General features: G+C 62.9%; 21 protein-coding genes and 2 tRNA genes. 11 read left to right on the top strand and 12 right to left on the bottom strand.

What is annotated here, in order from left to right; genetic code table 11:
- The first annotated feature begins 54 nt into the window (after positions 1-54).
- The gene (locus AACW18_RS05245) at positions 55-1,575 is read left to right on the top strand and encodes an HD domain-containing phosphohydrolase (RefSeq protein WP_042651395.1); all 1,521 of its coding nucleotides are present in this window, start codon (positions 55-57) and stop codon (positions 1,573-1,575) included.
- Between the two features lie 71 nt (positions 1,576-1,646).
- On the opposite strand, the gene AACW18_RS05240 is transcribed toward AACW18_RS05245, so the two are convergent.
- Complete coding sequence (locus tag AACW18_RS05240) at positions 1,647-2,903, bottom strand: TIGR03503 family protein (RefSeq protein WP_218388353.1); 1,257 nt, start codon at positions 2,901-2,903, stop codon at positions 1,647-1,649.
- A complete protein-coding gene (gene dnaQ, locus AACW18_RS05235) occupies positions 2,900-3,634 on the bottom strand; it encodes a DNA polymerase III subunit epsilon (RefSeq protein ID WP_042651393.1) in 735 nt (244 codons plus the stop codon). The genes AACW18_RS05240 and dnaQ overlap by 4 nt, the downstream gene beginning before the upstream one ends.
- Before the next feature lie 75 nt (positions 3,635-3,709).
- Here dnaQ and rnhA point away from each other — a divergent pair, with 75 nt between their 5' ends.
- Positions 3,710-4,174 carry a ribonuclease HI gene (rnhA, locus tag AACW18_RS05230; protein WP_042651392.1) on the top strand — a complete coding sequence of 155 codons (465 nt, stop codon included), beginning with the start codon at positions 3,710-3,712 and terminating at the stop codon, positions 4,172-4,174.
- Between the two features lie 60 nt (positions 4,175-4,234).
- Here the strand turns inward: rnhA and AACW18_RS05225 are convergent, their stop codons facing one another.
- Entirely contained in the window at positions 4,235-4,957 is a 723-nt protein-coding gene (locus AACW18_RS05225) for a class I SAM-dependent methyltransferase (RefSeq protein ID WP_218328122.1), read from the bottom strand.
- Positions 4,958-5,038: 81 nt separating this feature from the next.
- On the opposite strand from AACW18_RS05225, the gene gloB reads away from it, so the two are divergent.
- Complete coding sequence (gene gloB, locus AACW18_RS05220; RefSeq protein ID WP_218388011.1) at positions 5,039-5,803, top strand: hydroxyacylglutathione hydrolase; 765 nt, start codon at positions 5,039-5,041, stop codon at positions 5,801-5,803.
- 70 nt (positions 5,804-5,873) lie between these two features.
- Complete coding sequence (locus AACW18_RS05215) at positions 5,874-7,421, top strand: lytic transglycosylase (RefSeq protein WP_042651389.1); 1,548 nt, start codon at positions 5,874-5,876, stop codon at positions 7,419-7,421.
- A gap of 74 nt (positions 7,422-7,495) precedes the next feature.
- On the opposite strand, the gene AACW18_RS05210 is transcribed toward AACW18_RS05215, so the two are convergent.
- Complete coding sequence (locus AACW18_RS05210) at positions 7,496-8,341, bottom strand: endonuclease/exonuclease/phosphatase family protein (protein ID WP_042651388.1); 846 nt, start codon at positions 8,339-8,341, stop codon at positions 7,496-7,498.
- Positions 8,342-8,452: 111 nt separating this feature from the next.
- Here AACW18_RS05210 and AACW18_RS05205 point away from each other — a divergent pair, with 111 nt between their 5' ends.
- The gene (locus AACW18_RS05205) at positions 8,453-8,677 is read left to right on the top strand and encodes a hypothetical protein (protein ID WP_042651387.1); all 225 of its coding nucleotides are present in this window, start codon (positions 8,453-8,455) and stop codon (positions 8,675-8,677) included.
- 6 nt (positions 8,678-8,683) lie between these two features.
- On the opposite strand, the gene yciA is transcribed toward AACW18_RS05205, so the two are convergent.
- From yciA to AACW18_RS05180, 5 genes are all read right to left on the bottom strand, one after another.
- Positions 8,684-9,082, bottom strand: coding sequence for an acyl-CoA thioester hydrolase YciA (yciA, locus tag AACW18_RS05200; protein WP_197720916.1), 399 nt, complete (start codon positions 9,080-9,082; stop codon positions 8,684-8,686).
- A 143-nt stretch (positions 9,083-9,225) separates the two neighbouring features.
- Positions 9,226-10,041 (bottom strand): NAD-dependent epimerase/dehydratase family protein, encoded by an 816-nt coding sequence (locus AACW18_RS05195; RefSeq protein ID WP_218388010.1) that lies wholly within the window; start codon positions 10,039-10,041, stop codon positions 9,226-9,228.
- A 247-nt stretch (positions 10,042-10,288) separates the two neighbouring features.
- Positions 10,289-11,287: a LacI family DNA-binding transcriptional regulator gene (locus tag AACW18_RS05190; RefSeq protein WP_218388009.1), complete on the bottom strand. Its 999-nt coding sequence runs from the start codon at positions 11,285-11,287 to the stop codon at positions 10,289-10,291.
- Between the two features lie 179 nt (positions 11,288-11,466).
- Positions 11,467-13,371 (bottom strand): transglycosylase SLT domain-containing protein, encoded by a 1,905-nt coding sequence (locus AACW18_RS05185; RefSeq protein ID WP_218388008.1) that lies wholly within the window; start codon positions 13,369-13,371, stop codon positions 11,467-11,469.
- Positions 13,372-13,455: 84 nt separating this feature from the next.
- Positions 13,456-15,975, bottom strand: a complete 2,520-nt coding sequence (locus tag AACW18_RS05180) for a putative bifunctional diguanylate cyclase/phosphodiesterase (protein ID WP_218388007.1) — start codon at positions 15,973-15,975, stop codon at positions 13,456-13,458.
- Between the two features lie 386 nt (positions 15,976-16,361).
- Between AACW18_RS05180 and hpf the strand changes: the two genes are divergently transcribed.
- Entirely contained in the window at positions 16,362-16,700 is a 339-nt protein-coding gene (hpf, locus tag AACW18_RS05175) for a ribosome hibernation-promoting factor, HPF/YfiA family (protein WP_042651382.1), read from the top strand.
- Positions 16,701-16,772: 72 nt separating this feature from the next.
- Here the strand turns inward: hpf and AACW18_RS05170 are convergent, their stop codons facing one another.
- The gene (locus tag AACW18_RS05170; protein ID WP_218388006.1) at positions 16,773-17,282 is read right to left on the bottom strand and encodes a VC2046/SO_2500 family protein; all 510 of its coding nucleotides are present in this window, start codon (positions 17,280-17,282) and stop codon (positions 16,773-16,775) included.
- Positions 17,283-17,407: 125 nt separating this feature from the next.
- Here AACW18_RS05170 and AACW18_RS05165 point away from each other — a divergent pair.
- Positions 17,408-17,492: transfer RNA gene (locus AACW18_RS05165), tRNA-Tyr, on the top strand.
- A gap of 30 nt (positions 17,493-17,522) precedes the next feature.
- A tRNA-Tyr gene (locus tag AACW18_RS05160) sits at positions 17,523-17,607 on the top strand.
- A 121-nt stretch (positions 17,608-17,728) separates the two neighbouring features.
- Here the strand turns inward: AACW18_RS05160 and tamB are convergent.
- Both tamB and tamA read right to left on the bottom strand, forming a co-directional pair.
- Positions 17,729-21,538: an autotransporter assembly complex protein TamB gene (tamB, locus tag AACW18_RS05155; RefSeq protein WP_218388005.1), complete on the bottom strand. Its 3,810-nt coding sequence runs from the start codon at positions 21,536-21,538 to the stop codon at positions 17,729-17,731.
- A 61-nt stretch (positions 21,539-21,599) separates the two neighbouring features.
- On the bottom strand, positions 21,600-23,375 hold the full coding sequence (gene tamA / locus AACW18_RS05150; RefSeq protein WP_218388004.1) for an autotransporter assembly complex protein TamA: 1,776 nt from the start codon (positions 23,373-23,375) through the stop codon (positions 21,600-21,602).
- Between the two features lie 561 nt (positions 23,376-23,936).
- On the opposite strand from tamA, the gene AACW18_RS05145 reads away from it, so the two are divergent.
- The 3 genes from AACW18_RS05145 to AACW18_RS05135 all read left to right on the top strand — a co-directional run bounded on the left by AACW18_RS05145 (position 23,937) and on the right by AACW18_RS05135 (position 25,586).
- Positions 23,937-24,311, top strand: a complete 375-nt coding sequence (locus AACW18_RS05145) for a hypothetical protein (RefSeq protein WP_218328130.1) — start codon at positions 23,937-23,939, stop codon at positions 24,309-24,311.
- Between the two features lie 100 nt (positions 24,312-24,411).
- A complete protein-coding gene (locus AACW18_RS05140) occupies positions 24,412-24,690 on the top strand; it encodes a peptidylprolyl isomerase (RefSeq protein ID WP_042651377.1) in 279 nt (92 codons plus the stop codon).
- Positions 24,691-24,875: 185 nt separating this feature from the next.
- Complete coding sequence (locus AACW18_RS05135; protein ID WP_042651376.1) at positions 24,876-25,586, top strand: DUF1499 domain-containing protein; 711 nt, start codon at positions 24,876-24,878, stop codon at positions 25,584-25,586.
- Positions 25,587-25,589: the final 3 nt, after the last annotated feature.

Here is a 25,589-nt window from a genome sequence, read left to right as displayed (position 1 = left end):
CTATCTTTAATGAAGCGGTTAAGGTAAGCACAGGATCACACACAGGATTGCATAATGGATGATCAAATCCTGATAATTGACGATGACGACGACCTCCCCCTGCCCACACCGCGCCCAGCCGGTTGGAAGGTGATGATCGTGGACGATGAGCCCGAAGTGCATCGCATCACCAAGATCACCCTGAGCAAGTTTGAATTCGACAACAAGCCGATCGATTTTCTGCACGCCTATTCGGCCGCCGAAGCCAAGGCGCTGCTCGCCGCGACCCCGGATGTCGCCCTGCTGCTGCTCGATGTGGTGATGGAAGCGGATCACGCCGGTCTCGAGGTGGTGAAGTTCGTGCGCGACGAGCTGCAAAACAAGATGGTGCGCATCGTGCTGCGCACCGGCCAGCCCGGTCAGGCACCGGAGGACGATGTCGTCACCAACTACGACATCAACGATTACAAGGACAAGACCGAGCTCACCTCCCAGAAGTTGCGCACCCTGCTGCGCGCCAGCCTGCGCTCCTACCGCGACATCCGCACCCTGGAGAGCAATCGGCAGGGGTTGGAGAAGGTCATCGAAGCCTCCAAGGGGATCTTCGAGCAGCGGGCCCTGCGCCAGTTCGTCGAGGGGGCGCAGACCCAGCTCAGCGCCCTGCTCAACCTGGAAGAGTCCCAGATCTACGATGTGAAACACCTGGCCTACGAGGTGCGGGATCAGATACTGGAGCCGCTGCTGGCCGACGAGCCCTCGCTCCTGCTGAGCGAGGCGCCCGACATCTTGCGCCAGGCCATGACCAGGGGAGCCAACGTCTACGACGGCAACCAACTGGTGCTCTACTGCCAGAATGCCCGCCATCACCTGCTATTCCACATCGAGACCACCCGCCCGCTCAACCAGATGGATACCGGCCTGCTGAGCCTGTTCACCGAAAACATCATAGTGGCGCTGGAGAACATCCGGCTCAACGAGGTGATAGGAGACAACCAGCGCGAAATCATCTACCGCATCGGCGAGCTGGTGGAGACCCGCTCCAAGGAGTCCGGCCTGCACGTCAAGCGGGTGGCGCTCTATACCGAGCTGTTCTGCCAGTTGCTCGGCATGAACGAAGAGCGGTGTGAGCTCATCAAGCGCGCCTCCCCCCTGCACGACATCGGCAAGGTGGGGATCCCGGATGCCATACTGCACAAGCCGGGCAAGCTCACCCCGGAGGAGTGGGAGATCATGAAGACCCACGCGCAATTGGGGCAGGACATGCTGTCCGGCAGCGATCTGGCGCTGTTCCAGATAGGCGCGACCATCGCCGGCAATCACCATGAGAAGTGGAATGGCAGCGGCTATCCCCGTGGGCTTAGGGGCGACCAGATCCCGCTGGAGGGGCGCGTCGTGGCACTGGCCGACGTATTCGATGCGCTGGGCTCGGATCGCTGCTACAAGCAGGCCTGGCCGCTGGATCGGGTGATGGCGCTGATCGAAGCGGAACGAGGCCAGCACTTCGACCCCCAACTGGTGGATCTGATGCTGGCCAACCTGGACAGGTTTCTCGACATTCGCGATCAGCACAAGGATATCTACATAGGGGCGCATTGAGTGGCCAGCGAGATGTCCTCATCATAAAAAAAGCCGCCCCATGGGGCGGCTTTTTCACGGCCAGGGCCGGGTTACTGTTCCGGCAAATTGAGATCCAGTTTGAGCCCAGGCACCGCACTTTCGCTCTGCGCCTGCTGCGCCGCCATCGCCTTGTGCAGGGTCTGGCGCTTCTGTCGCAAGATGAAGCCCCCCGCCCCCAGCAGGAGCAGCAGCCCCCCACCAGCCCCCAGCGCCCAGGGCAACCAGCCGCGACTCTCCTGCTCCTCGAACCGGGTCTGAGCCGGCACCGCAGTCGCGGGCGCCGCAGAGGGGGGCGGCGTCAGCACCGGCGGCAGGATGTTGAACGCCTTGATCGGCAGTTGCAGCCGGATTTCACGCCCCAATCGGGTCGTACCAAACAGGGTCGCCTCGACCTTGTACTGCCCCACCGCCTTGAGCGCCACGAGATCGATGCTGAGCCCGGGCTCGCTCGCCACGGCATTGAACGGCATGCTGACCCCAGTGCTGTCGGCAACCTTGCCCTGGATCAGCACCGAGGCAGGATCCAGCTCGTCGGCGTCGATGACGAACGAGAGCCTGGCCCCCATCTCGCCGGAGGGGGGCGCCAGGCTGTAACTCACCGGCCAGGGGTAGATCAGCACCTGCTGTGACTGGGCGCGGGAGAAGACCTGATTGCCGGTGCTGTAGAGTGCGCGGTACTTGCCAGCGGGCACGTCCAGCACCGCCTCTGCGGTCATGATGCCGTCACCTGGCACCTCATCGAGCCCCTTGCCATCGTCGAGGTAGTGACCGAGCGTCTCCTCGAGCATGGGCTCTCCGCTCTGCTCGGCATTGTTGAACTGCTGCAGCCTCACCGTCATGCCCAGATCGGAGAGGTAGTACCCCGCCCCTGGGGCAGCGCCATCGATCAGCAGCCGGGACTGAAGCTTGATGCGTTCACCCTGATAGAGCTGGGTCGGCAGCGGCTCGCTCTCGAGCCGGACATCGGACAGCAGGCGTACCCGGTTCTCGGGATCGACCGCTCCTATGGCCTGCCAGGGGCCCGGCATGGGGTCGCGCACCGTGATGAGATCCTGATCCTGCAACGCCAGCCAGCCCACCTCGGGCGGCGTGACCTTGCCGACATAGAGCTTGCTGCCATCGGGCCGCACCAGGATCACCGAGGGCATCCCTGGCTTGCGCTTGACGATAAAGGTGATCTCTTTCACTCCGTAATCGATGCGAAAGCGATTGTCGAGCAGGGGAATATCGGAGGGGGCAAACACCTCGTTGGCCATGACCGGGAGTGAGAGCGAGGCCAGCAGCAGGCCACCCCAGAGGGGCCTCATTGCCGCCACAGGCAGGCGCCTCCTTTCTTCTGCACCAGATCGAGCCGCGCCTCGTGGGCCGCGAGTACCTCGTCATTGGCGCGCACCACCTTGAGCGGCGAGCGGTTGCTCTCCAGCCGGCGGATGCCGGTGTCCTGGCTGCTGTCATTCTCGCTGCTTTCATTGGCCAGGTTGAGCTTGGTCTGGCCACCCGTCATCAGCAGGTAGACGTCCGCCAGGATCTCCGCATCCAGCAAGGCCCCGTGCAGGGTGCGGTGGGAGTTGTCGATGCCGTAGCGATCGCACAAGATGTCCAGGTTGTTGCGCTTGCCGGGGAAGAGATCCCGCGCCATCGCCAGGGTATCGGTGATGCTGCAGATGTCCGCCGTCTTGAAGCTGAGGCCTAGCTTGCTGAACTCATAGTCCATGAAGCCCACGTCGAAGGGCGCATTGTGGGCGATGAGCTCGGCGCCACGGATGAACTCGATGAAGTCGTCGGCTATCTGGCTAAAGGAAGGCTTGTCGACCAGGAAGGCATCCGTGATGCCGTGTACCTGGATGGCCTCGGGGTCCACCAACCGATCCGGCTTGATATAGACGTGGAAATGATTGCCCGTCAGCTTACGGTTGATCACCTCCACACAGCCGATCTCGATGATGCGATGGCCGAGGTAGACGGGACCGCCTGCCGTGTTCATACCTGTGGTTTCAGTATCCAGAATGATCTGGCGATTCAGTTGGGGTGTGTTCATGATCCAATCTATGTCAAACTTCGGTTTTACTCGCTAGTTTACCCCAAGCCTCATGTTAAAACAGATTGATTGCTCATGTTGAAACAGATTGATTTATACACGGATGGCTCCTGCCTCGGTAATCCGGGCCCGGGTGGTTACGGTGCCGTCATGGTCTATGGCCAGCACCGCAAGGAGATTGCCGGCGGCTTTCGCCTGACCACCAACAACCGGATGGAGCTGATGGCCGCCATCATGGGGCTGCGTACGCTCAACGCCGCCTGCCAGGTACGCCTCACCACCGACAGCCAGTATGTGCGCCAGGGGATCACCCAGTGGATCATCGGCTGGAAGAAGAAAGGCTGGATGACCGCCAACCGTCAGCCGGTCAAGAACGTCGATCTCTGGAAGGAGTTGGATGCGGAAGTCGCGCGCCACCAGATCGAATGGCTCTGGGTCAAGGGTCACTCCGGCCACCCGGAGAACGAGCGCTGTGACGAACTGGCCCGCGATGCCGCCAGCGGCAAACAACTCGCCGAAGACGTGGGCTATCAGCCCTGATAGCTCCTCCCCGGGCCAGTCGCGAGACTGGCCCGCTTGTGCATCACGCGAGAATGTAAGCTACCACCCCTGACGCGCCATGCCCGGCGCCGCCATCGACTCAGGCAGGCGCCAGCGTCGGCGCACCGGGATCAGCGGAAAACGCCGCTTGCGGGCGGCGATCACATAGACAGAGGCCAGGGGCCGGCAATAGTCCCGCCCCAGACTCTCCCGCCACCAGCCGATCCGGCTCTGCCTTCCCATGAAGGAAAAACCGAAGCGCTCGTCAAACATCACCTCGCAGCCCAGCAGTTGCAACCAGTCGGTCACCCGCGTCGGGGTGAACATCCGCGCCGACCAGGGCAGCTGTTGTCGCATAAACGGCAGATAGTGACCGAGTCCCACTAGGCTGGTGGGGTTGTAACCGCTGACGATGAGCCAGCCATCATCGGTCAGCACCCGCTCGGCTTCACGCAGCACCTGGTGCGGATCCGGCGAGAAATCGAGGCAGTGGGCGAGCAGGCAGGCGTCCACGCTGCCGGTGCGTACCGGCAAGGCGAGCGGATCCCCCTTCATATCCAGCAGCCGCCCGCCAGGGGCGACCCCGATCTGGTGGCGGATGGAGGAGCCGCCGCAGGAGAGCTCGGCGCTCAGGGCGCCAATCTTCAGCAGATGATAGCCAAACAGGTGCGGGCACCAGTTATCGAGCCGCTCCTGCAGCTCGGCGGCCACCCAGTCCCCCATGGGCAGCGCCGACCAGCTGGTCGGGATCTCGATCTGTTGTTCAGTACGTGCCAGCTGCATAATGGGACCAATCCGAGGTTCGAATGCCATCCTGTTATATAAGATCCCTTCCACAAAGAGAACACAAAGAGAAGCCGAGCCATGTATACCGTCATCACAGTTCCTGCCTTTAGCGACAACTACATCTGGTTGATCCGACACGAGAATCATTGCCTGGTCGTGGATCCGGGCGAGGCAGCCCCGGTACTGGAGCGGCTCGAGGCGCTCGGGCTTGAGCTCGATGCCATACTGCTGACTCACCATCATAAGGACCATGTCGGCGGCGTCGGCGAGCTGCTCCGTCACTTCCCCCGCGCCAGCCTCTATGGTCCGAGGCACGATCCCATGCCGGCCCATCACGGTCAGTGGCTCGAGGACGGGGATCGGATCAACTGGCACGGCCTGAGCCTGGACGTCATCCATGTGCCCGGCCACACCCTTGGCCACATCGCCTACCACGGTCAGGGCATGCTGTTTTGTGGCGATACCCTCTTCTCCGCCGGCTGTGGCCGCCTGTTCGAAGGCACCCCCGCCCAGATGCACGACTCCCTGCAACGGCTCGCGGCCCTGCCCGATGACACCCTCCTCTATTGCGCCCATGAATATACCCTCTCCAACCTGCGTTTCGCCCACGCGGTCGAGCCCGATAACCAGGCGATCCAGCGCCGGATCGGCCTGATCAGCAAGCTGCGCCAGCAGGGCCTGCCGAGTCTCCCTTCCCGGCTGGGGGATGAGCGGCATTTCAACGTATTTCTGCGCTGCGAGCAGGATTCCGTGAGATTTTCTGCTGAGAAATACGCCCTGAAATGCTTGGAAAATCCAGAGGATACCTTCGCCGTGCTGAGGGGCTGGAAGGACGTTTTTTGAACAAACCTTGATCAGGGGGCCATTGCCCCTTATGATGCGTGCTGTTTTTCCTAAAGATGACCTGAGCGAGATGAAGCTACGAACGGCCTTATTGGCAGCGCTGTTTCTCAGCGGCTGTCAAAACCTGAGCCATCAGGATGACCGGGCGGTAACGGCAATCGAGCCGATCAAATCCCCCCAAGTCAGCAAGAAAACATACAAAAAACATTCAGCGCGCTTCCTGTTCGGCGATGAACAGATTGAAGAACTGGATGACACGGATAACCTGTGGGTGCGTATCAGCGATGATATGCAGCTTGACTCGCATGAGAACGCCCGTGTCCGCCAGCAGCGTGATTGGTTACTGCGTAATGATAAGCATATGGCGACCATTGCCAGCCGGGCTGAGCCCTACCTGTATCTGATGGTAGAGGAAATCGAACGGCGTGAGCTGCCAATGGAGCTTATTACCATCCCCATGATCGAGAGCATGTTCGATCCCAATGCCCGTTCCCGCAGCAATGCGGTCGGTCTTTGGCAGTTCGTGCCTGCCACCGGCAAAAACTTCGGTCTGCGCCACGACAACTGGTATGACGGCCGTCGCGACGTGCTGGCATCCACCAATGCCGCGCTGGACTACCTGGAATACCTGAACCGTTTCTTCGACGGTGACTGGCTGCAGACGCTGGCCGCCTACAATGCCGGTGAAGGCCGGGTACGCAACGCCATCATCCGCAACCAGAAGGCCGGTCGACCGACCGATTACTGGTCGCTGGACCTGCCCCGGGAAACCCGGATGTACGTGCCCAAGATCCTGGCCATGGCTGACATGATCCGCAACGCGGACAAATACAATGTCACCCTGCCGGTGCTGGCCAACAGGCCGCAGCTGCGCACCATCAACACCGGTGGCCAGATCGATCTGAACGTGGCGGCGCAGCTGGCAGGCATTTCCGCCTCCCAGCTCAAGGAGGTCAATCCGGCCCTCAAGCGCGGCATGACCTCGCCACAGGGACCCTATCAGCTGCTGGTACCGGTCGAGTATGCCGATACCCTGGAGCTGGCCCTGGCCGACCTGCCCAAGCGTGAGCGCACCCGCGGCGCCGGCTCCTATCAGGTCACCAGCGGCGATACCCTCTCCCGTATCGCCCAGAACCACGGGGTGAGCGTGCAGCAGCTCAAGCTGGCCAATAACCTGCGCAGCAACAGCCTGCGCCGTGGCCAGACCCTGATGATCCCCCATGGTGGCAAGCCGATGGCGGCTCAGGCCAGCCAGAGCAAGCCGCAGCAGCTGGCCAGCCGCAGTGGCAGCAAGATCCAGTACAAGGTGCGTTCCGGTGACAATCTCTGGAGCATCAGCCAGGCGCACGGGGTAGCTCACGACGAGCTGGCCAAGTGGAACGGGCTGAATGCCAAATCGGCGCTGAAGCCGGGCATGAAGTTGGTGGTCTGGCCCAAGCAGGGCAAGGGCAGTAACAAATCCATGGTCTATCAGGTGCGGCGCGGGGATTCCCTCTCCTCCATCGCCGCCCGCTTCCAGGTCGCCGTCAACGACGTGATGCGCTGGAATCAACTCGGCAAGAGCGACTACCTCAAGCCGGGCCAGGAGCTGACCCTGTTCGTGAAGAACAACAGCTGATGGTCGATGACCGACTAAAAAAATACCCCGCCTGGTGCGGGGTATTTTTTTGGCTGTTCAGCGGGCCACATCGCTCAGGGGCTGATGGCCTGGGCCGCGAAACGCGCCACTATGGGATTGTGATCCGAGGCATCGGTGGCGGGTGAGTTCACCTCGACCAGATCCAGATTGCGGTAGTAGAGGTGATCCAGCGGGCGGCCGAAGGCGGTGCGGCGCAGATCCGGTACCGGGATGGCTTCCTGCAGGCCGAGTTCTCCCACCAGCTTGTTCAGCCAGAACGCACGCTTGTCGCTCCAGGTGTTGAAATCCCCCGCCAGAATGACCGGGCCCTGGTGACGATGGATCAACGCGGTCAGATCGTTGAGCTGCTCGCGGAAGGTGGCCATGCCCAGCTCGAAGTTGACCGCATGCAGGTTGACCACCAGCACACCGTCAGGATCACCCTGCAAGGGGTACAGGCTCACCAGACCGGACTTGGGAATACGCAGCAGAGGCTCGGGTGAGCGCACGCCGCAGACGAAGGCCTGTGGCGTTTTGGCCACCGTCATGACGCCGAAGGAGACACCGCCCTGGGTGAAGGCTTGCAGCTGCTGCCACTGGAAGTCGCCGCTCCTCAGCCAATCCAGCATCTCGGGCCGGGTCGCCGACTCCTGCAGCAACACCAGATCCTGGGACTTGGCATACTCGTCCAGCCCTTCACGCCAGTTCTTGCGCTGACCCTTGTAGAGATTCCAGACGGTAAGGCCGAACTCGCGGGGCAAGGCGGTGGAGGCCAGTGCCACCAACGGTGGCTGTTGGCAGCTGATGCCGGGTACTATGCCCGCCGCCGTGACCAGATGATCCTGATCCGGTACCTCGAAACAGCCAACCAGCCCCAGCGTCAGCAGGGAGGTACCCAGAATACGATAACTATTTTTCATTGGCTAACAACCACCTGCCTCTGCAATGCGCCATGACCATCACAAATGTCATGGACGCCGACTAGTCTCATTATTCGTGTCCGGCCCGACTCATCCATGAGGGATCCCGCAATGGCGAGACAGCACCAGTACCGCGTGACATTTTATGATCAACAAGGAAATTGTCATCAAGTGGAGCTTTCCACCGTCTATCAGATCAGACGGGATCCCCAGTGCGATCTCTGCCTGTTTGACACCCAACACTGCGTGGGCTCGGAAGAGATGCTGGAACGCATGATACGGCAAAAAACCGGGCTTGAGCAGGAAATATCCATCATCAACGCCCGGCTTATCTGAGCCGGATCAGACCGGAACGGGACGGGATCTGCCCTGATCGTCGATGGCGACGTAAGTAAAGACCCCCTCGGTCACGCAGTAGCGCTGGGCTTCGTTTTCCCGCAGCACCGGCTTGACCCACACCTCCAGCTTGAGCCGCATGGAACTGCGACCCACCTTCAGGCAGCGACCGTAGCAACACACCACGTCCCCGACCTTGACCGGACTGTGGAAAGTCATCCCCTCGACGGAAACGGTACAAATACGTCCTTTTGCCAACTCCTTGGCCATGATGCCCCCACCTATATCCATCTGGGACATGATCCATCCCCCGAAGATATCGCCATTGGGGTTGGTATCGGCTGGCATCGCCAGAGTTCTCAGCAACAGTTCCCCATCGGGGTGACGCTTTGTATCTACCATCATTACCGCTCTCTCTATCATGGATGCGGCATGATAGGGGGCGATCCCGGCCTTGGCAAACCTCAATTGCCCGCCAGCCCCGGCGAATACAGGGCTGGACGCGGCCCGTCACCGACACAACAGACGACATTGAGCCCTATTCCGGCTCAGCGATCCTGGGCGGCCTGCTCGGCAAACCAGTGCGCCGGATCGGGCCAGCGGTAGACGAAGCCGAGCCGCTGGCAGATGCGTTGCCCCTCGATCGGCGCAAAAACGCCGGCGGGCTCGATGAACTGCGGGGGCGCCAGGCCGAGCAGCCGGCTCGCGAAGGGATAGAGCTGCTCCCGGCGCGGGTGCACGGGGGCGCTCAGGTTGTAGGCATCCCCGTCCTGTCCCTGCTCCAGCATCAGCTGGCAGGCCGCCACCACGTCATCCAGGTGCACCAGATTCACCGCCTGGCCGCCGCCAGTCACCGTCTTGCCGGCGAGGAAATGGCCGGGATGACGCCCCGGGCCATAGAGCCCGGCCGGGCGCAGCACCATGGCGCAGGCAAAGCCGGCGCCCTGCACCGCCTGCTCGGCGGCCAGCATCCGTTCCCCCCTGGCATGGGCCGGGCAGGGCTGCTCCTCTTCCCCCTGCCCCGGCGCCCACACCGAGGTCGCGCTGATCAGCAGCACCTTGCGTGTGCCCGCCGCCTTGGCCAGCTGACACAGCCGTGCCACCGCTCCCGGGTAATCCTCGGTCTTGCTCGGTGGCACACAGACCACCAGCGCGTCGCAGGCGAACGGCAAGGGCGCCGCCAGTTGGGGAGAGATCAATAGCGGCAACGCCGCCACCCCCTCCGCGCTCAGCCGCTCCGCCTTCTCGGCCGAGCTGACGGTCACCAGAACTCGCCTGCCCTCTGCCTGCAAGGCCTTCGCCAGCGGCAGTCCCAGCCAGCCTGCTCCCAGGATCCCGATCTGGCTCATGTTCGCGTCTCGCATTGGTAATATCCTGACAAAAAAAAACGGCCATCCAATGATGACCGTCGAAAGTAACGAAGGAAATAGCTGGATTAACCAGTTACCTCCCACAGCGGGAAAATCGGGAGCGCACGCTCCTAATTCGTGGGGCCTATCCTAGTGGCAGCGCAGGCAAAAAGCTTTGAAGCGGATCACAGTTGAAAAGGATTTCTGAAAGCGCTTTCAATCCTGGCCGCGAAAATTGGCCCATTCAGGGCCAACTTATTGCTCAGGCCACGGACTCGCGACGCACCAGTTCAGCCTCGAACTTGAGCGCCAGGCCGTCGACCGGCTTGTGATCCAGCAGCCGCAAGGCCAGCTCGGCCGCCCTCTCCCCCATCTCCTCGATGGGATAGCGCACCGTGGTGAGCTTGGGGTAGATGTAACGGGCGTAGGGGATATCGTCGAAGCCCACCACGGAGATCTGCTGCGGTATCTTGTAGCCCCGCTCCAGCAGGCAGGAGATGGCGCCCGCCACCATGGCGTCGTTGAACCCCAGCACGGCGCTGAACTCGACACCCCGCTCCAGCAGCTCGCCCATGGCCACATAGCCCCCCTTCTCGTCGGCGAAGGCGCGACCGATGAGGGTCGGATCCAGCGCGACGCCGGCCCGTTGCAGGGCGAAGCGATAACCGGCCATCCGCTGCTGACCATCGACGAACTCCTCGTCATCCGAGGTGACGAAGGCGATCTTGCGATGCCCCGCATCCAGCAGATGCTGGCAGGCGGTGGTGATGCCTGCCTGGTTGTCCAGCCAGACGCAGCGCTCCTCGCAGCCCGGCACCTGGCGGTTGATGAAGACGATGGGGGTAGTGCCCGCCGCCAGCTCGCTCAGCTCCTCGTCGGGCAGCGCCTTGCTGTGCAGGATCAGGGCGTCGCACTGACGCTGCAACAACGCCTGGATGGCGTGGCGCTCCCGGGTCGCGTCATGGTTACCGGAGACCACTATGGTGAACTTGTTCGCCTTGTCGACCATGCTCTCGATGCCGCGCATCATCTGGGCGAAGAAGGGACCCCCACAGAGGTCACCCACCAGCACGCCGATGCAGTTGGAACGTTTGCTGACCAGCGCCTGGGCAAAGCTGTTGGGACGAAAACTCAGCTCCTTCATGGCCGCCAGCACGGCTTCACGCTTCTCCGGGGCCACCTGCGCCGTGTTGTTGATGACTCTCGACACCGTCGAGATGGACACATTGGCCAGCTGAGATACGTCTTTGATCGTTGCCACTCTCAATTCCTTTGTTGGGGAAGCCTGTCTGTGTTGATCGGGGCATTATATAGAACCAGCCAGACCAAGACGCGGCGCCCGATCACCTGGCAGGTTTCCTTTTGTAACAAAATCTTAAGGGATGATAACCATTTTGAGGCAAGAAAGGGAGACAGCCGCCGCGGCGGCTGTCTCCCGTCTCAATAGGCGTGGTTCAGCTCACGTTCCGACATGAAACGCAGCGGCTGCTGCAGCTTTTGCTGATAGATGAGATCGAAGGAGAGCACGTTCTGGACATAGTTGCGCGTCTCCCGGTAAGGGATGCTCTCCACCCAGACATCCATCGGCTTGTTGGTACTCTGATCGCGCCAGCGCTTGACCCGGCCGGGGCCCGCGTTATAGGCCGCCGCCGCCAGGATCCGGTTGCCGTCATAGACATCCAGCAGGCGCTTGAGGTAGGCGCTACCGAGCCGGATGTTCATGGCCGGATCGAACAGCTGCTGCTCGTTGCGATAGGGTACCCCCAGCTTGGCGGCGGTCTCCTTGGCGGTGGCCGGCATCAGCTGCATCAGGCCCCGTGCCCCGACCGGCGACTGCGCCAGCGGGTAGAGGGCGCTCTCCTGGCGGGAGATGGCGTAGAGCAGGCTGGTGTTCATGCTCCGCTCCTGCGCCATCTGGGAGAAGGTGCGCTTGAGCGGCAGGGGGAAGCGCAGGTCGAGCGCGTCCCAGGCCTCGGCCCGGATGCTGGACAGGATCGCCAGTTCATGCCAGCCCTGATTGAGGGCGATGTGACCAAACTCGATGCGCTGGGCGACCGGGTTGCGATCCATGTTGTGGATCCACTCCGAGCGCGCCGCCGTGACCTCGTTCATGGCCAGCAACTCTCGCACCCGCAGCAGGAAGGGCCAGCGGCTGCTCGCCGTGCGCCAGTCCGGCACCTTCTGGGCCGAGCTCTGGTTCTTCATGCGATAGGGCACGCCGGTGCGCTGCGCCGCCATGAAGCCGTAGAAGCCGCGCAGGTTGGCGGTTTCCAGGTAGAGATCCCGCGCCGGTTTCTGCTGACCCTGCACCTCCAGGGCGCGGGCCAGCCAGTAACGCCAGCGATCCTCTTTCTGCAGGGCGATGGGCATCCGCTTGACCCAACCGGATAGCCCACGCCAGTCCTGCTCCCAGACGGCGAGTCGCGACCTCAGCTCCAGCAGCTCCGCATCCTTCATCCGCACCAGGGTCGCATCCAGCCAGTTGCGCTGGACCAGGGAGCGATCCAGCAGCAGGCGGCGCGCGGCGGCGCGTTCGATGGGCAAGACCTCGGCCTGGCTCAGGCCAAAGCGGCGCTTCATCTCCCCCAGCTGGCGCAAGACCGCCTCGGGATCCTGATTGGCGTAGCGGGCCAGCCCCAGCGACAGCAGGTGCTTGGACGACGGCGCCGTCGTGAAATAGGCCGGGTTCATCGCCTTGGCGGGCTGCTCATACAGGGCGATCATCTGATCCCCATAGGGCTTCAGGTTACCGCTCAGCTGGGCACCGAGGTGGCGGATGAGATCCGGATTCTGTGCCTCGAACGCCAGCTTCATGCGCTGCCAGATCTTATCCTGGGTGCGCATGCCCGCCTGTTGCCAGAGCTGGAACAGGGGATCGCAGGCATCGGGCCTGGACTGGCCGCTCAGCCAGAGCTTGCCAGCCTCATTCAGCGCCTCTGTCTTCTGCCCGGTGTAGTAGCGCGCCTGATAGTGCTGGCAGAGCAGATCGGTGGAGCTCGGCTTGGCCGGGTAGAAGCGCAGGAACTGGGACCACTGCTGGCTCTGGGCCAGATAGGTGAGGTAGCCGCGCTCCAGCCGGTTGGACTGGGGGGTATCCCCGTGCTGGCGGATGAAGCGGGTCACGTCACCATAGTTGGCCGCCCCCGGCCGGAAGGCCAGCTGGTAGTAATCCAGGTAGGGCAGCAGCGGGTAATGGGCCAGCCGCGCGCGAATTTGCTGGAAGCGGACCTGATCGTCGGCCCGCACCGCATCATAGCCCTCACGATAGAGGGATTGCTCCATGGTCTGCGCCATGATCCCTGGCACCCACAGCGCCGATAAGACGATTCCCCAGACGGCTTTCACGAATAGCGTTCTCCCTTGAGAGGCACAACCACCGCCCGTTGGCGGTGGTGACATGACACTCATTCTACCCGGTAAATATGGGAGCTACGCCACACTATTTTTATCGGCCGGGACGACGCGTTCGGGGCGGGTCAGCCGACGGATGTAGCGCTCAAGATAGGGCACAGGCAACGGCTTGGAGGCGAGATAGCCCTGGTAGAAATGGCAGCCCTGCGCCTGCAGGAATTCCAGCTGCTGACGGGACTCGACCCCTTCCGCCGTCACATTGAAGCCCATGTGGCGGGCCATGGCGATCACCGCCTCGACGATGGCCATGTTGTCGCCATCCTTGGGGATGTCCTGAATGAAGGAGCGATCGATCTTCAGCTCATCGGCCGGCAACCGCTTGAGGTAGCTCAGGGAGGAGTAGCCGGCGCCGAAGTCATCGATGGCAAAGCTGATGCCAAGGGCCTTGAGCTCGGTCATCTTGCTGATGGTGTCTTCCGCGTGGCCGAGCACCACGGACTCGGTGATCTCCAGGTTCAGGCAGGCGGGATCCATGCCGGTGGCGGCCAGCACATCGTGGACGCAGTCGACGAAATCCGTGGCATGGAACTGCTTGGCGCTGACGTTGACCGACAGCTGGGGCACGTGGATCCCGTTCTCCTCCCAGGAGACATACTGGCTGCAGGCTTCATGCAGAACCCAGTTGCCGATGTCGACGATGAGATCCGTCTCCTCGGCGATGGGGATGAACTCGGCGGGTGACACCAGCGCCCGGCCCGGCGGCTGCCAGCGGATCAGCGCCTCCACCCCTATGATGTCGCCCCCCTCCACCATGTGCTGGGGCTGATAGTGCAGCGTCAGCTCCTGGTTGTTGAGGGCGCTGCGCAGCTCGTTGTGAATGAGCAGGCGGCGATCCGCCTGCAACTGCATGGAGGCATCGAAGAAGCGCCGGGTCTTGCGGCCCGCCGACTTGGCCTGGTACATGGCGGTATCCGCCTGCTTGAGCAGATCCCCCGCCTCCTGCTCCCGGCCGGGGAACAGGGTGATGCCGACGCTGGCCCCGATGTGCAACACCTGACCGCCGTGGGTATAGGGGGCGGCGATCTCGCCGATGAGTCGCTCGGCGATGAGATCGGCCTGCATCTCCGCCTGGGGCGGGCTGGTCGACAGCGACGGTAGCAGCAGCACGAACTCGTCACCGCCGAGGCGGGCCAGGCAATCCCCCTGCCGCACCAGCCTCTTGAGCCGACTGGCCACCTCCTTGAGCAGCCAGTCGCCGGTGGCGTGGCCGAGGGAGTCGTTGATGGTCTTGAAGTGATCGAGATCGATAAACAGCAGGGCGCCGACCAGGTGCTCGCGGCTCGCATCGAGGAAGGCCTGGGCCAGGGTCTCGTGCAGTTGACGGCGATTGGGCAGGCCGGTCAGCTCATCGTAATAGGCAAGATCCTGGATGCGCCGCTCCGCCGCCTTACGCTCCGAGATATCTTCGAAGAAGATGACGTAATGGCTGATCCCCCCCTTGTCATCCTGCACCGGCGTGACTATCTCCCACTGGGGATAGGAGTCACCGCCGACGTTCAGCCGCAGGGTCTCCCCCTGCCAGCGATCGAGGGCGTTGAGCTCGTAGCCAAGCCCCCCCAGTCCGGACCAGAGGTCATTGCCAAGGTGCAGGCCTATCACCTCCTGGCTGTCGAAGCCGGTGATCTGGCTGAACGCATGGTTGACCCGCAGGATCTTGAAGTCGGGATCCGTGATGATGATCCCTTCATGAGTCTCGAACGCTACCGCAGATAGCCGCAGCTGGGCGTCGCTCTGCAACCGCTCGAGCTCGGCCACCATGCGTACCGAGAAGATGGTCAGAACGGAATCCAGGTTGGCGGTCTGGGTCTGGCTCGGGAAGAGCAAGGCCAGATGGCCCAGGATCTGGCCAGCGCGATCACAGAGCGGCTGGGCGTAGTAGTGCTGGCCCGGTGGCAGGCCGGCGCAGTCGGTCAGGGGTTCGCTGATAGGGGCCGCACCGGCGGCACCCTGCCGATAGAGCTGCCGGCAGGGCAGGTCGGCGATCCCGTACTCCTTGAGATCGATGCCGTGACTCGCCAGTACCCTGAGCCGATCGCGACCGACCCGCTCCGTCAGCCATACCGCATTGGCCCCCAGGATGTGGGCGAGCTCGTTGACCAGGGTATTGCAGAAGTCGAGCCCCGTCCTGGCGGAGAGGGCCTGCGCCAGCTGGGCCAGCAAGGGGTCTTGCAACAGCGGGGGATGCTGGGCGAGCCCGGTAGCTTGCCCGCTGCCGTTCGCCTCTCGATCCGTCACCTCGAGGGGCGCCAGCCAGCCGCAGCACAGCTGCTGCGCGGGCACGTACTGGCCGCACCAGAGCACATGGTGCAGGGCGCCGGTGTCATCGCTGAGATGACCGATGAACTGGCCTGGCTGACGAGAATGGTGGAGTCTGGAGAGAAAGTCGGCGAAGCCGGGTTCATCCTCTGGCGCCAGCCGCGTGGCCCAGGGATGCGCCCCCTCCCCCTGCCAGGGTTGGCAAGAGACATGATCAGACAGACTCCATTGCTTATGCTGCCGATCATAAAACCACATCATCTGAGTGGCTTGCTGTTTCATTTACGACTCCAACACTACAACTACGCAATCCATCCGGAACACGGCCTGGAGGGAATATCCACTCGCGCCCATATACCCGCCTGCGCATGGCGGTTGCGATGCGAGGAGAGAGGTGTGGGTAAAGAGGCGAGACTAAGCGGCGAAAACCAGACATCGGGTCGACACAAGGCGCTGCCAAGAGGGGACAGAGACGATCCTAGTTACTTCATACTGCCTGCCCGTTTCGCCGAGCTCAAGCGGTTTTTGGCATGAAACGGGAAAAGCTCACAATTTATAAATCGCTAAATAACCAAGGGAATATTTCGTGACGCAGATCACGTTTTCATTCGCCAGCATGGGTAATCTGAGGGTGAAGACACAAGCAAGACGACCCGAAGGGGGCCAATATGAAAATCGAAATGACCAGTAAAATCATCGACATCACCCCAGCCATCCGCGAGCGCATTGAATCCCGTTTTGAAAAGCTCGAGCGTCTTCAGGTGCCTCTTATCACACCTCATGTGATCATCTCCAAAGAGCGTTTGATGTATATCGTCGAGGCCACGGCCGGTATCCCCAACGGCAAGCTGTTTGCACAGGCAGAGCACGAGGATCTGTACGCCGCCATCACCGATCTGGGCCAGAAGCTGGAGCGCCAGCTCACTCGTCACATCGAGAAACCCATAGCACGCCGTGGGGCGGCCGTGGTCAAGGAAGTGCCCCAGCCGGATGAAGCCGACGCATAATCCGGACTGTCATCACCCTCATTGAGCAAAAAGGCGGGCCATCCCGCCTTTTTGTATTTGCAGCGCCTGACGTCACCCCAGCCAGCGCAAGCGGGCATCGACCCCTAGTTTCAACTCTTCCAGCAGCGGTAGCATGAGCAAGGGATCCTCCCCCCTCGGCTGGGAGGCCAGCCTGCCCTGCCAGCGTTCACGCCCCAGCGCCGAGAGGTTGGCGTAGATGGCCGGATCCAGCGCCGCGGCCTTGCTCACCAGCGGGGGCGAGCGCAACGCCAGCCAGAGCCGCACATCCACCATGCTCCCCCCCTGTTGCAGACGCTCGTTGAGCTCACTGGCATCGGGCTCCGCCACTGTCCCCTGCAAGGCCGCCTCGGGTGGCAGACCGAAATGGCTGCGCCAGGCCTGCTCTTGCGGCGGCGCCGCCGGCGTGGCCCCAAACCAGGGTTGCTCCTCGACGGCATCGCTCAGCAGGGCCAGGTGCAGCCGGAAGTCGGCCCTGTCCCCCTGGCGGAGATCCTGGTTGAGGCGCTGGCCCAGCTGGGCTTCATCGACGAGCAGTCGGTCACGTATCGCGCTGGGCAGCATGAGATAAATCTCAGAAATGGGGGTTTCATTGTTTATCGGCCATCAACCCGATCCTTTGAGCATTAAAAATAAAGCCAAGGGGTTCACAAGCGCGACAGATCTGTTAGTATGCGCCTCGCACTCGAGGAGGGGTTCCCGAGCGGCCAAAGGGATCAGACTGTAAATCTGACGGCTCTGCCTTCGAAGGTTCGAATCCTTCTCCCTCCACCATTCAAGTGCAACAATCAGGTACTGCCCCGTGGAGGGGTTCCCGAGCGGCCAAAGGGATCAGACTGTAAATCTGACGGCTCTGCCTTCGAAGGTTCGAATCCTTCTCCCTCCACCACTCTTCTGAAGACCCGGCCAAGCGCCGGGTTTTTGCATTTCCGGGCCATCTCAATCTCACCCCGTCGGATAGCACCATGAAAAACGGGAGGACAAGGCCTCCCGTTGTTGCGACATCCGCCTCACAGGGTGAAGCGATAGAAGATGTCCACCGCCTGGGCCACCCCGCTCACCGCCTGCAGATAGAGTCTGGGCAGCACCTCGTAGCGCAGCTTGAACTCGGCGATGGGGCTGAACACCCCGACCCCGTACTGGAACTGCAGGCCCGGCAGCAGATAGGCAGACAGAGTCACCTGGGTATCGTCCCCGCTGCCGGCGGTGTCGAGTGCCACGTCGCTCATGCCGAGGGACTCCCCTATGCTGGAGACCACCCCGTTGGCCTGGCTGACCGCACCGGCCACCAGCAGGCCGTTGAAGCCGCCATCCTCGCCACTGGTCTGCAACCCCTTGCCGCGCAGCAGATAAGAGAGCTGCTCGGACTGCGTCATCATGGGCTCGGAATAGACGGTGATCTTCGGCTTCGCCGCCGGCCCCGTGACCCGCACCCCGACGGTGACGTTGTCCTCTATGGTATCGGGATCCCGATACGCCTCTATGTTGAGATAGGGCTGATCGATGGGGCCGGAGAACAGGATCCGGCCATCCTTGATGATCAGGTTCTGGCCGTAGGCCTTGAAGCGCCCCTCGTTCAGGACCAGCTGGCCGTTGCCCGACAGCGGCTTGGACGGATCCTGGCGGATGTTGAGCGCCCCGGCCACCTTGGTCTTGAGCCCCATGGCCTCCAGCCGCACGTCATCCCCCAGCCGGATGGCCAGCTTGATCTCCATCGGCAGTGGCGCCGTCTTCGGCAGCGGTGGCACATCGTCATAGATCACGGTCACGTCATCGGAGAGGGCCACCGCGCTCTCGGGCAGGCTCTTGACCAGGATCCGCGACCAGGGGATGTCCACCTGACCGCTGATCCTGGTCTCCTCGCCCAGCGAGATGGCGATGTCCGGCGTCACCCTGACCCGGCCCATGCCCGGGTACTGGGCCTCCAGATCCTTGCCCTGGATGGTGAGGCTGCCGGTGACCGGCAGCCGGGCCCAGCTCAGCCAGCCCCCCAGCGCGAGCGGCCCCTTGCCCACCAGCATGGAGCCATCGAGCTCGGCCCTGTTGCCTTCAATCTTGAGACGGGTCACCAGCTTGCTCAGGGTGACCATGTCGGAGTGGGTCTGCACCTCGCCATCGCGCAGGTTGAGCTCGCCGTACAGCAGGGGGGACGCCAGGGTGCCATCGAAGCGCGCATCCGCCGAGATGATCCCCTGCAGGGTGCGCACCTCGGGGATCAGCGGGGCGAAGGTGGTCAGCTTGAGGCTGTCGAACTTGAGCTGGCCGGACAGGTTGCCACGCCCGGCGGGCTCCCTGATCAGCATCTCGGTGTCGATGTTGCCGATCTGGCGGGAGGCGAAGTCGATCCGGACCGCGGCCTGCTGGCGCTCGAAATCGACCCCCAGCTCGAGTTGCTGGTAGTCGGTCTTGAGCTCATCGGCCACGAAGGTCCCGGCCGTGGTGCGGACCCTGGCGTGCAGGGTCGGCTGGGAGCCGCGCCAGCTGGCGCGACCGTCTGCCGACAGGACCGCCTGCCAGCGGAAGTTATCCGGTAACCAGGGGCGCAGCCGCTTGAGATCGAACGCGCTCAGGGCGAAGTCCAGGCTGCCCTGCTCGGCGGAGAGCCGGCTGCCCTTGACGCAGAGGCTGGCCCCCTGCGATCCCAGGCAGAGATCCCCCATGGTCAGCTGCTGTTTGGGCAGATCCAGGTCCAGCGACCAGGGCGCCGTCAGCTCCCAGCGCTTGAGCGGCGTCTTCAACTTGAGGCTCGAGAGGGCGCCGCGCCAGTGATCCCCGCGCAGGCCGCCATTCAGGCTCAGATTGGCGGCCACCGGCTCCCCCTTCATGGTCAAGGTGAGATCGTGACGGTTGAGATCGCCGCTGAGGTTCAGGGCCAGCTGGGAGAGCGAGTTCGCCCCCTGCACCAGGCTCGCCACCGTCAGCGCCAGCTCACCGGCGGGCTTGTCTCCCACCAGGGCATTGCCCTTGATGGCGATCCCTTTCAGCACTGTGCCGGCATAGGAGAGACGACCCGAGGCCAGATCGGCGGTCACCCTCGGCGCCTGCTGGCTGCCGGTGAGGCGGACCTGGCCCTTGATGTCACCCTTGAGACCGGGATAGAGGCCACCCAGGGCGGGCGCATCCAGATCCGCATCCAGCCTCCAGGCTTGCGCGGTGAGCGATCCCTTGGCCCGCAGATGGTTGGGGCCGCTTTGCAGCGCCAGCGCCGGGATCTGCCACTCCATCTTGTCGTTGCCGCTGAGCTCCCCCTTGAGGGCCAGCGGATACTGGTTCAGTTTGCCGTCTACCCTGAGCTCGGGTAGCGCCAGCTGCCAGTGGCCCGCCTCGGTCAGCTCGAAACGGCTGACTATCTTGCCCGCCAGCTTGCCCTTGATCTCGGGCAGCAGCTCGGCCGGGTTGATCTCCTTGAATTCGGTGGTGCCCTGCCACTGGACCCCCTTGCTCCAGGCCAGCTTGCCATCGAGCTTGAGCTCGCCGGTCAGGGCATTAAGCAGCAACTCGATGCGACTCAGCTTCGCCAGATCGCCCTTGCCCGACAAGGCCAGCTTGAAGGGCGGCACATCCGTGCCCTTGCCGCTGGTCTTGAGCGCAAACTGATAGCCGGAGAGCTGCCCCTTGGCGGTCAGGTTGCCCTTGCCCAGCTGGTAGCTGGGCTCCTCCTTGGCGGGCTTGTGCAGCGGCCAGCCGAGGCTCTTCCAGTCCAGCGCCAGATCAAACGGCAAGTCAGGATCCAGTGCCGCCAGGCTTCCCTTGAGAGTGGCGGCCACCGGCCCCTTGGCTTGCAGCGCCAGCCCCAGCTTGCCGACCGAGCCGTCCAGGGTCAGTTTCACCTGCTCGGAGCCAAGCTCCCACTGCTTCAGCCCCTTGCGCGCCTTGGCGTCCAGGGTCAGGGCGAGCGGATAGTCATCGACCAAGCGCACATGGCCACTGAGCGCCAGATCGGCCATGTCGTGGCGCAGGGAGAGTTCGCGGATGTCGATGCGCTCTTCCTTTGCCGTGGCGGAGAGCACCAGCTTGTCGATGCCCTCGATCAACTCACCCTGCTGATAACGCAGCCTGGTCAGGGACAGTCCTTCGAGCTGGACGGGGAATGGCAGGCTAAAGGCGGGCAGCGCGATGGGCGCCGCTTTCTTGGCCTTAGTGGCCTTGCTGTCATTTCCCTGTTTTGCCTTGGCGATGACCGGCTCCTTGGTGCCGACAGGGGATGGGGCCGCCTTGGCCGTCTTGTCTGCCTTGGCCTCCTTGCTTGCCTTGTCGGTTGGGGTCTTGGCCGGTGGCGTCTCGACCAGGGTCACATTCAGGCCATCGAGCATGGGCCCGCGCACGATCAGCCCCTTGCGATCCAGGCTCGCACCTATATCGAGAGACTTGAGGGTCAGCCCCAGCCCGGGCACGGCGAAATCCAGATCCGTCACCTTGAGGCTGTCGATCTGGATGCGCAGCGGCAGCGGCTGCCAGACGAAGGGCGCCGTCGGTTCTTCGGCGGCAGGCTCGGCTTGCGCCGCCCGGACCACGGGATGGCTCACCTCCAGCGACTTGATCCAGAGCTTGCCCTGCAGCAACTTGCCGAGATCCCAATCCAGCACGGCGTGATCGATCGTGACATCGACCAGCGCATCCTGCCAGCCGAGCCCTTTCAGGGTCCAGCCGTAGCCGAGTTGCCCTGCCACCAGTTCCCCCTTGAGGGAGGGCAGCGCGGCCCTGGCCTGTTGCCACAACCACTGGTTGCCCGGGTGGCTGAAGCCCAGCAGGCTGACGCCGATGAGCAGCAGAAAGACGATGCCCATCAACCACAAGAAAATACGTTTTACCCAGATCACGATGCAGACCCCAGCGAAAGAGACAGCCGCAGCGGCCAGAGAAGAAGGCGGTTAAAGCAGATCATAATTCAGGCCCCAGCGCGAAGTGCAGCCGCAGCGGCTTGTCTTCCTCGGAGATGCCCACCGCCAGATCCAGCCGGACCTGGCCGATGGGCGTGACCCAGCGCACCCCGATCCCGGTGCCTATCTTCCAGGCCTCGCTGTAGTCGATGGTGGCGGTACCGCCATCCACGAACAGGGCGCCGAGCCACTTCTCGCTGAAGCGATAGTTGTATTCCAGGCTGCCCACGCTGGTATAGCGCCCGCCGGTGAGCTTGCCATCCTCATCCTTGGGGGAGATGGTCTCATAGCCGTAGCCACGCACGGTCTGATCGCCACCGGTGAAGAAGCGCAGGGAGGGAGGCACCAGAGCGAAGTCGTCCCCTATGATGGCCCCCTGTTCGACCCGCATCAGGAAACGGTGATCATCCCCCAGGGTCCGTAGCCACTTGCTGCGTCCCCACACCCGCATGAAGCTGATGTCGGAGCCCCAGTAAGGGCTGGAGAACTCAGTCGTCAGCTGCTGGCGATCGCCCCACTCCGGCACCAGGCCGCCGCGCACCCGCAGCCGCGACCAGGAGACACCCGGGATCAGCAGCAGGCTGTTCCCTTCGTCGTTACCCTGCACATAGCGTTCGTTCTCCAGCCGGATGAAGACGTCCCTGTCCCAGCTATCCGGCCGTCGCTTCCAGCGGTGCACGCCGAAGGTGGCCAGATCGGAGCGGGTGTCGTTGTTGTCCGTGTACTGGTAACCCGCTTGCAGCGAGTAGTAGTCCCGCAGCGGATTGCCGACCGGGATCTGGTAATCGAAGCTGAGTTCGGCCTCAGGGGCCGAGATCTTGGCGGTGCTGGACAGGCTGTGGCCGTAGCGGTTGACCCAGGGCTTCTCCCAGGTGGCACTCATCCTCGGCCCCACGTCGGTGGCATAGCCGACACCGGCCTCGATCTCGTGATCGACTCTGTTGGTGAGCGTCACCTGCAGCGGCACCATGTTGCCCTCGGCCTGACCGATCAGCGGCTTGATATCCACCTGTTTGAACAGCTTGGTGGAGGAGACATCCTGCGACATCTCGGCCAGGCGGATCGCCAGATAGGGATCGCCGCTCTTGACGTTGATCAGCGGCCGGATGAGGCGCAGCGCCTCCGGGGTGGCATCGTAGCGGATCTCGCCGAAGTGATAGCGGGGGCCGGAGCGGAACAGGATGAAGATCTCGGCCGTGCCCTGATCCGGGAACACCTTGACCTGGCTCTGGCTGATCTTGGCGTCGAAGTAGCCGCGCGCCAGCCCCAGGCTGCCGAGATCCGCCTTGATGGACTCGTACTTGCCGTGGTTGAGGGGCTCGCCCTCCTTGAGGGGCAGCTTGTCCAGCAGCTCGCTGTAGATCTCGTCGCTGCTCGCATCCCCTTCCAGCAGTATGTCGAGGCGCGAGATGAGCACCGGCTTGCCCCTGTCGATCTCGACCAGCACCTTGGCGGGGGACTTCTTCTCGCGCTTGAGGGTGATCTTGGGCTGGTAGTAGCCATACACCTGCAGCGCTTGCTGCACGCTCTCGGTGATCTTGGCGCGGGCGGGGCGATACTGGCGCTCCTGGTAGACGGGCAGGGCATTGAGATAGGCCTCGACGTTATCCTTCTGTTCGCCCTTGACCCCCTTGATCTGATAGGTCAGCTTGGCCGCCATGGCCGGCGTCACCAGCAGCAACAGGCAGAGGGCGAGCCCCAGTGCGCCAAGCCCGCGACGAATGTTTCGTCCAGGCGATGTGATCCCTGCAGGCAGGAGAGGATAGCATCCTGTCAAACGTCAATTTCCCCGCATAACATTATTAAAAGACTGAATTATTTAGAATGATAATGAGGCTCACTCCCGAGCAAGCGCAGTTCATCCTAGCATAAACAGGGACTCGACAGCAGGGAGTACCCCCACGCGCGCCTCCCCCATGTTGGCATGGGTCATCCCGCAAAACAGCCCTCGGCAGGTGCCCCCAGGGGGAAAACCCCGCCTCCCTGAGCGAAAAACGCACACTTCCCCGGCCCGTGGGTACAAAAAACCGCCACCCTGGCCCGCGGTCACTCTCCCATAGTCTGCCGCTAGTCTGCCGCACCCCATGGCCGGCCGCGGGCGCCACGCGACAACCTCTGTCGGCTCACAACCGGAATGACCGCCCAGAGCATCAAGGGCGGCTTGACAGCCTCGTTCATCAAGGCCCGGTTCGCTCCCTGCTATTCAACAGGAAAATAAATTTAAATCAATCACTTGAACAGGTGGAATGAAAGCTTCGCTCAATCCAATCGATTTATCCCGCTGCCACTGCGCGCCCGCCTGCCCCACACTGGCGACATCAATAGAAGGAGAGATCCCATGCCCTCACGTAGCGAACAGATGGCTGACTACATCGCCGATCGGCTCGAGTTCATCACCTTTCTGGCCTGCTGCAGCGCCTTGCTGGCCCTGCTGACCGGCATGAGTGGCCAGCAGGCGCTGGCCTTCACCGCCCTCAACCTGCCCTTTGGGCTCGTCCTGTTGCTGGGGCTGGCCATGCTGGCCCCGCTGCCGGCGCACTGGCGCCTGCCCGGGATCACCCTGCTGCTGCTGGGGGGCGCACTGTCCACCCTGCAGCTGAGCGGGCAATGGCTCAATCCGCTGGCGATCTGGAGCCTGTACGCCCTGCTGGGGCTGGAGATCCTGTGGCAGGCTCGTCCCAGAACGCGGCTGACGGCGAACGCGCGCGGCTGATCCCGCCCATCTTCCCGCCCCGGCGCGCCGACGGCTGACGTGGGCGGCGAATTCGGGTAATCTTGCGCCCCATTTGTTGTCAACTGCCGCGGAGCGCCCCATGAAGAAAGCCTGTGCCCAGCACATCCTGGTCAAAACCGAGAAGCAATGTCTTGAGATCAAGGAAAAGCTCGCCAAGGGCGCCGATTTTGGCCAGATGGCGAAGCGTTTCTCCACCTGCGCCTCCGCCAAGCGCAGCGGCGATCTGGGGGAGTTCTCGAAGGGGGACATGGTCAAGGCGTTCGACGATGCCGTGTTCAAGGGGGAGCTGCTGACCGTGCTGGGCCCGGTGCGCACCAAGTTCGGCTTCCACCTCATCAAGGTGCTGTACCGCAACTGAGCCCCGGGGCGTCGCGAGGGCGCCCAGCCCGCTCACACCTCACAGGGCTAGGACGCCGGCACCAACCCGGCAGCGAACGCCAATGCTGCTGAAAATGGCCGGATTAGCATAAATTTACTAACGTTATCAGTTAATTAAGTTTATCCTTCTGGGCATTGCTCCATCATAACCAGTGGATCCCTCATATGCCCAGTTATTTGTGGTGGCCCCTGCTGGCCTGGTTGCTGCCCCTCGGCGGCGCCATCGGCAGCCGCGTTCACCTCTGGCCCTGGTGGGTCGGCTTCAGCCTCTGCCTCGCCAGCGCCCTGATAAGCCTCGGACTCTTGCTGCACCTGCTCTGGCGCCGATACGGGGTGCCACGCCGGGCGGACAACCAGTGGAGCCAGCTGTGGGGCCACCTATGGGGAGTAGTCCCGCTGCTGCTGCCCCTGCTGTTTGTGGTGCAGGCGCTGCGCGCCCCGCTCACCAACGACGTCAGCACGGATCCCTACCACCCGCCCCGCCTCCAGTGGGCCGAGCGGCTGAGGACGGCGCAGGATCTCCCCATCAATGCCGCCCCCCTGCAAGCATTTGCCGGCAATCCCGGTCCTCTCTATACCAGAGCCACCCCCATCGAGGTTGTCACCGAGGCGAGCGAGCTGATGAGCGAGCTGGGCTGGCAGGTAGAGCCCAGCCCGGACGGCCTCGATGCCGTGGTGACCTCGGGCTGGTTCGGCTTCCAGGATGATGTGGCGCTACGGGTCTTCCAGGGTCCGAAAGAAACCCGGGTCGACATGCGCTCCGCCTCCCGCCAGGGGCGCAGCGATCTGGGCGCCAACCGGGCGCGGATCCAGGACTTTTTGACCCGCCTCAACGAGCGGCTCGGTCAGGCCTACAAACCCAATTTGAAGCAATAAGAA

It is taken from the genome of Aeromonas sp. sia0103 (assembly GCF_963895295.1).
In the GTDB taxonomy this organism is placed as follows: Bacteria; Pseudomonadota; Gammaproteobacteria; order Enterobacterales; family Aeromonadaceae; genus Aeromonas; species Aeromonas encheleia.
This window is presented reverse-complemented; position numbering and strand designations above follow the sequence as displayed.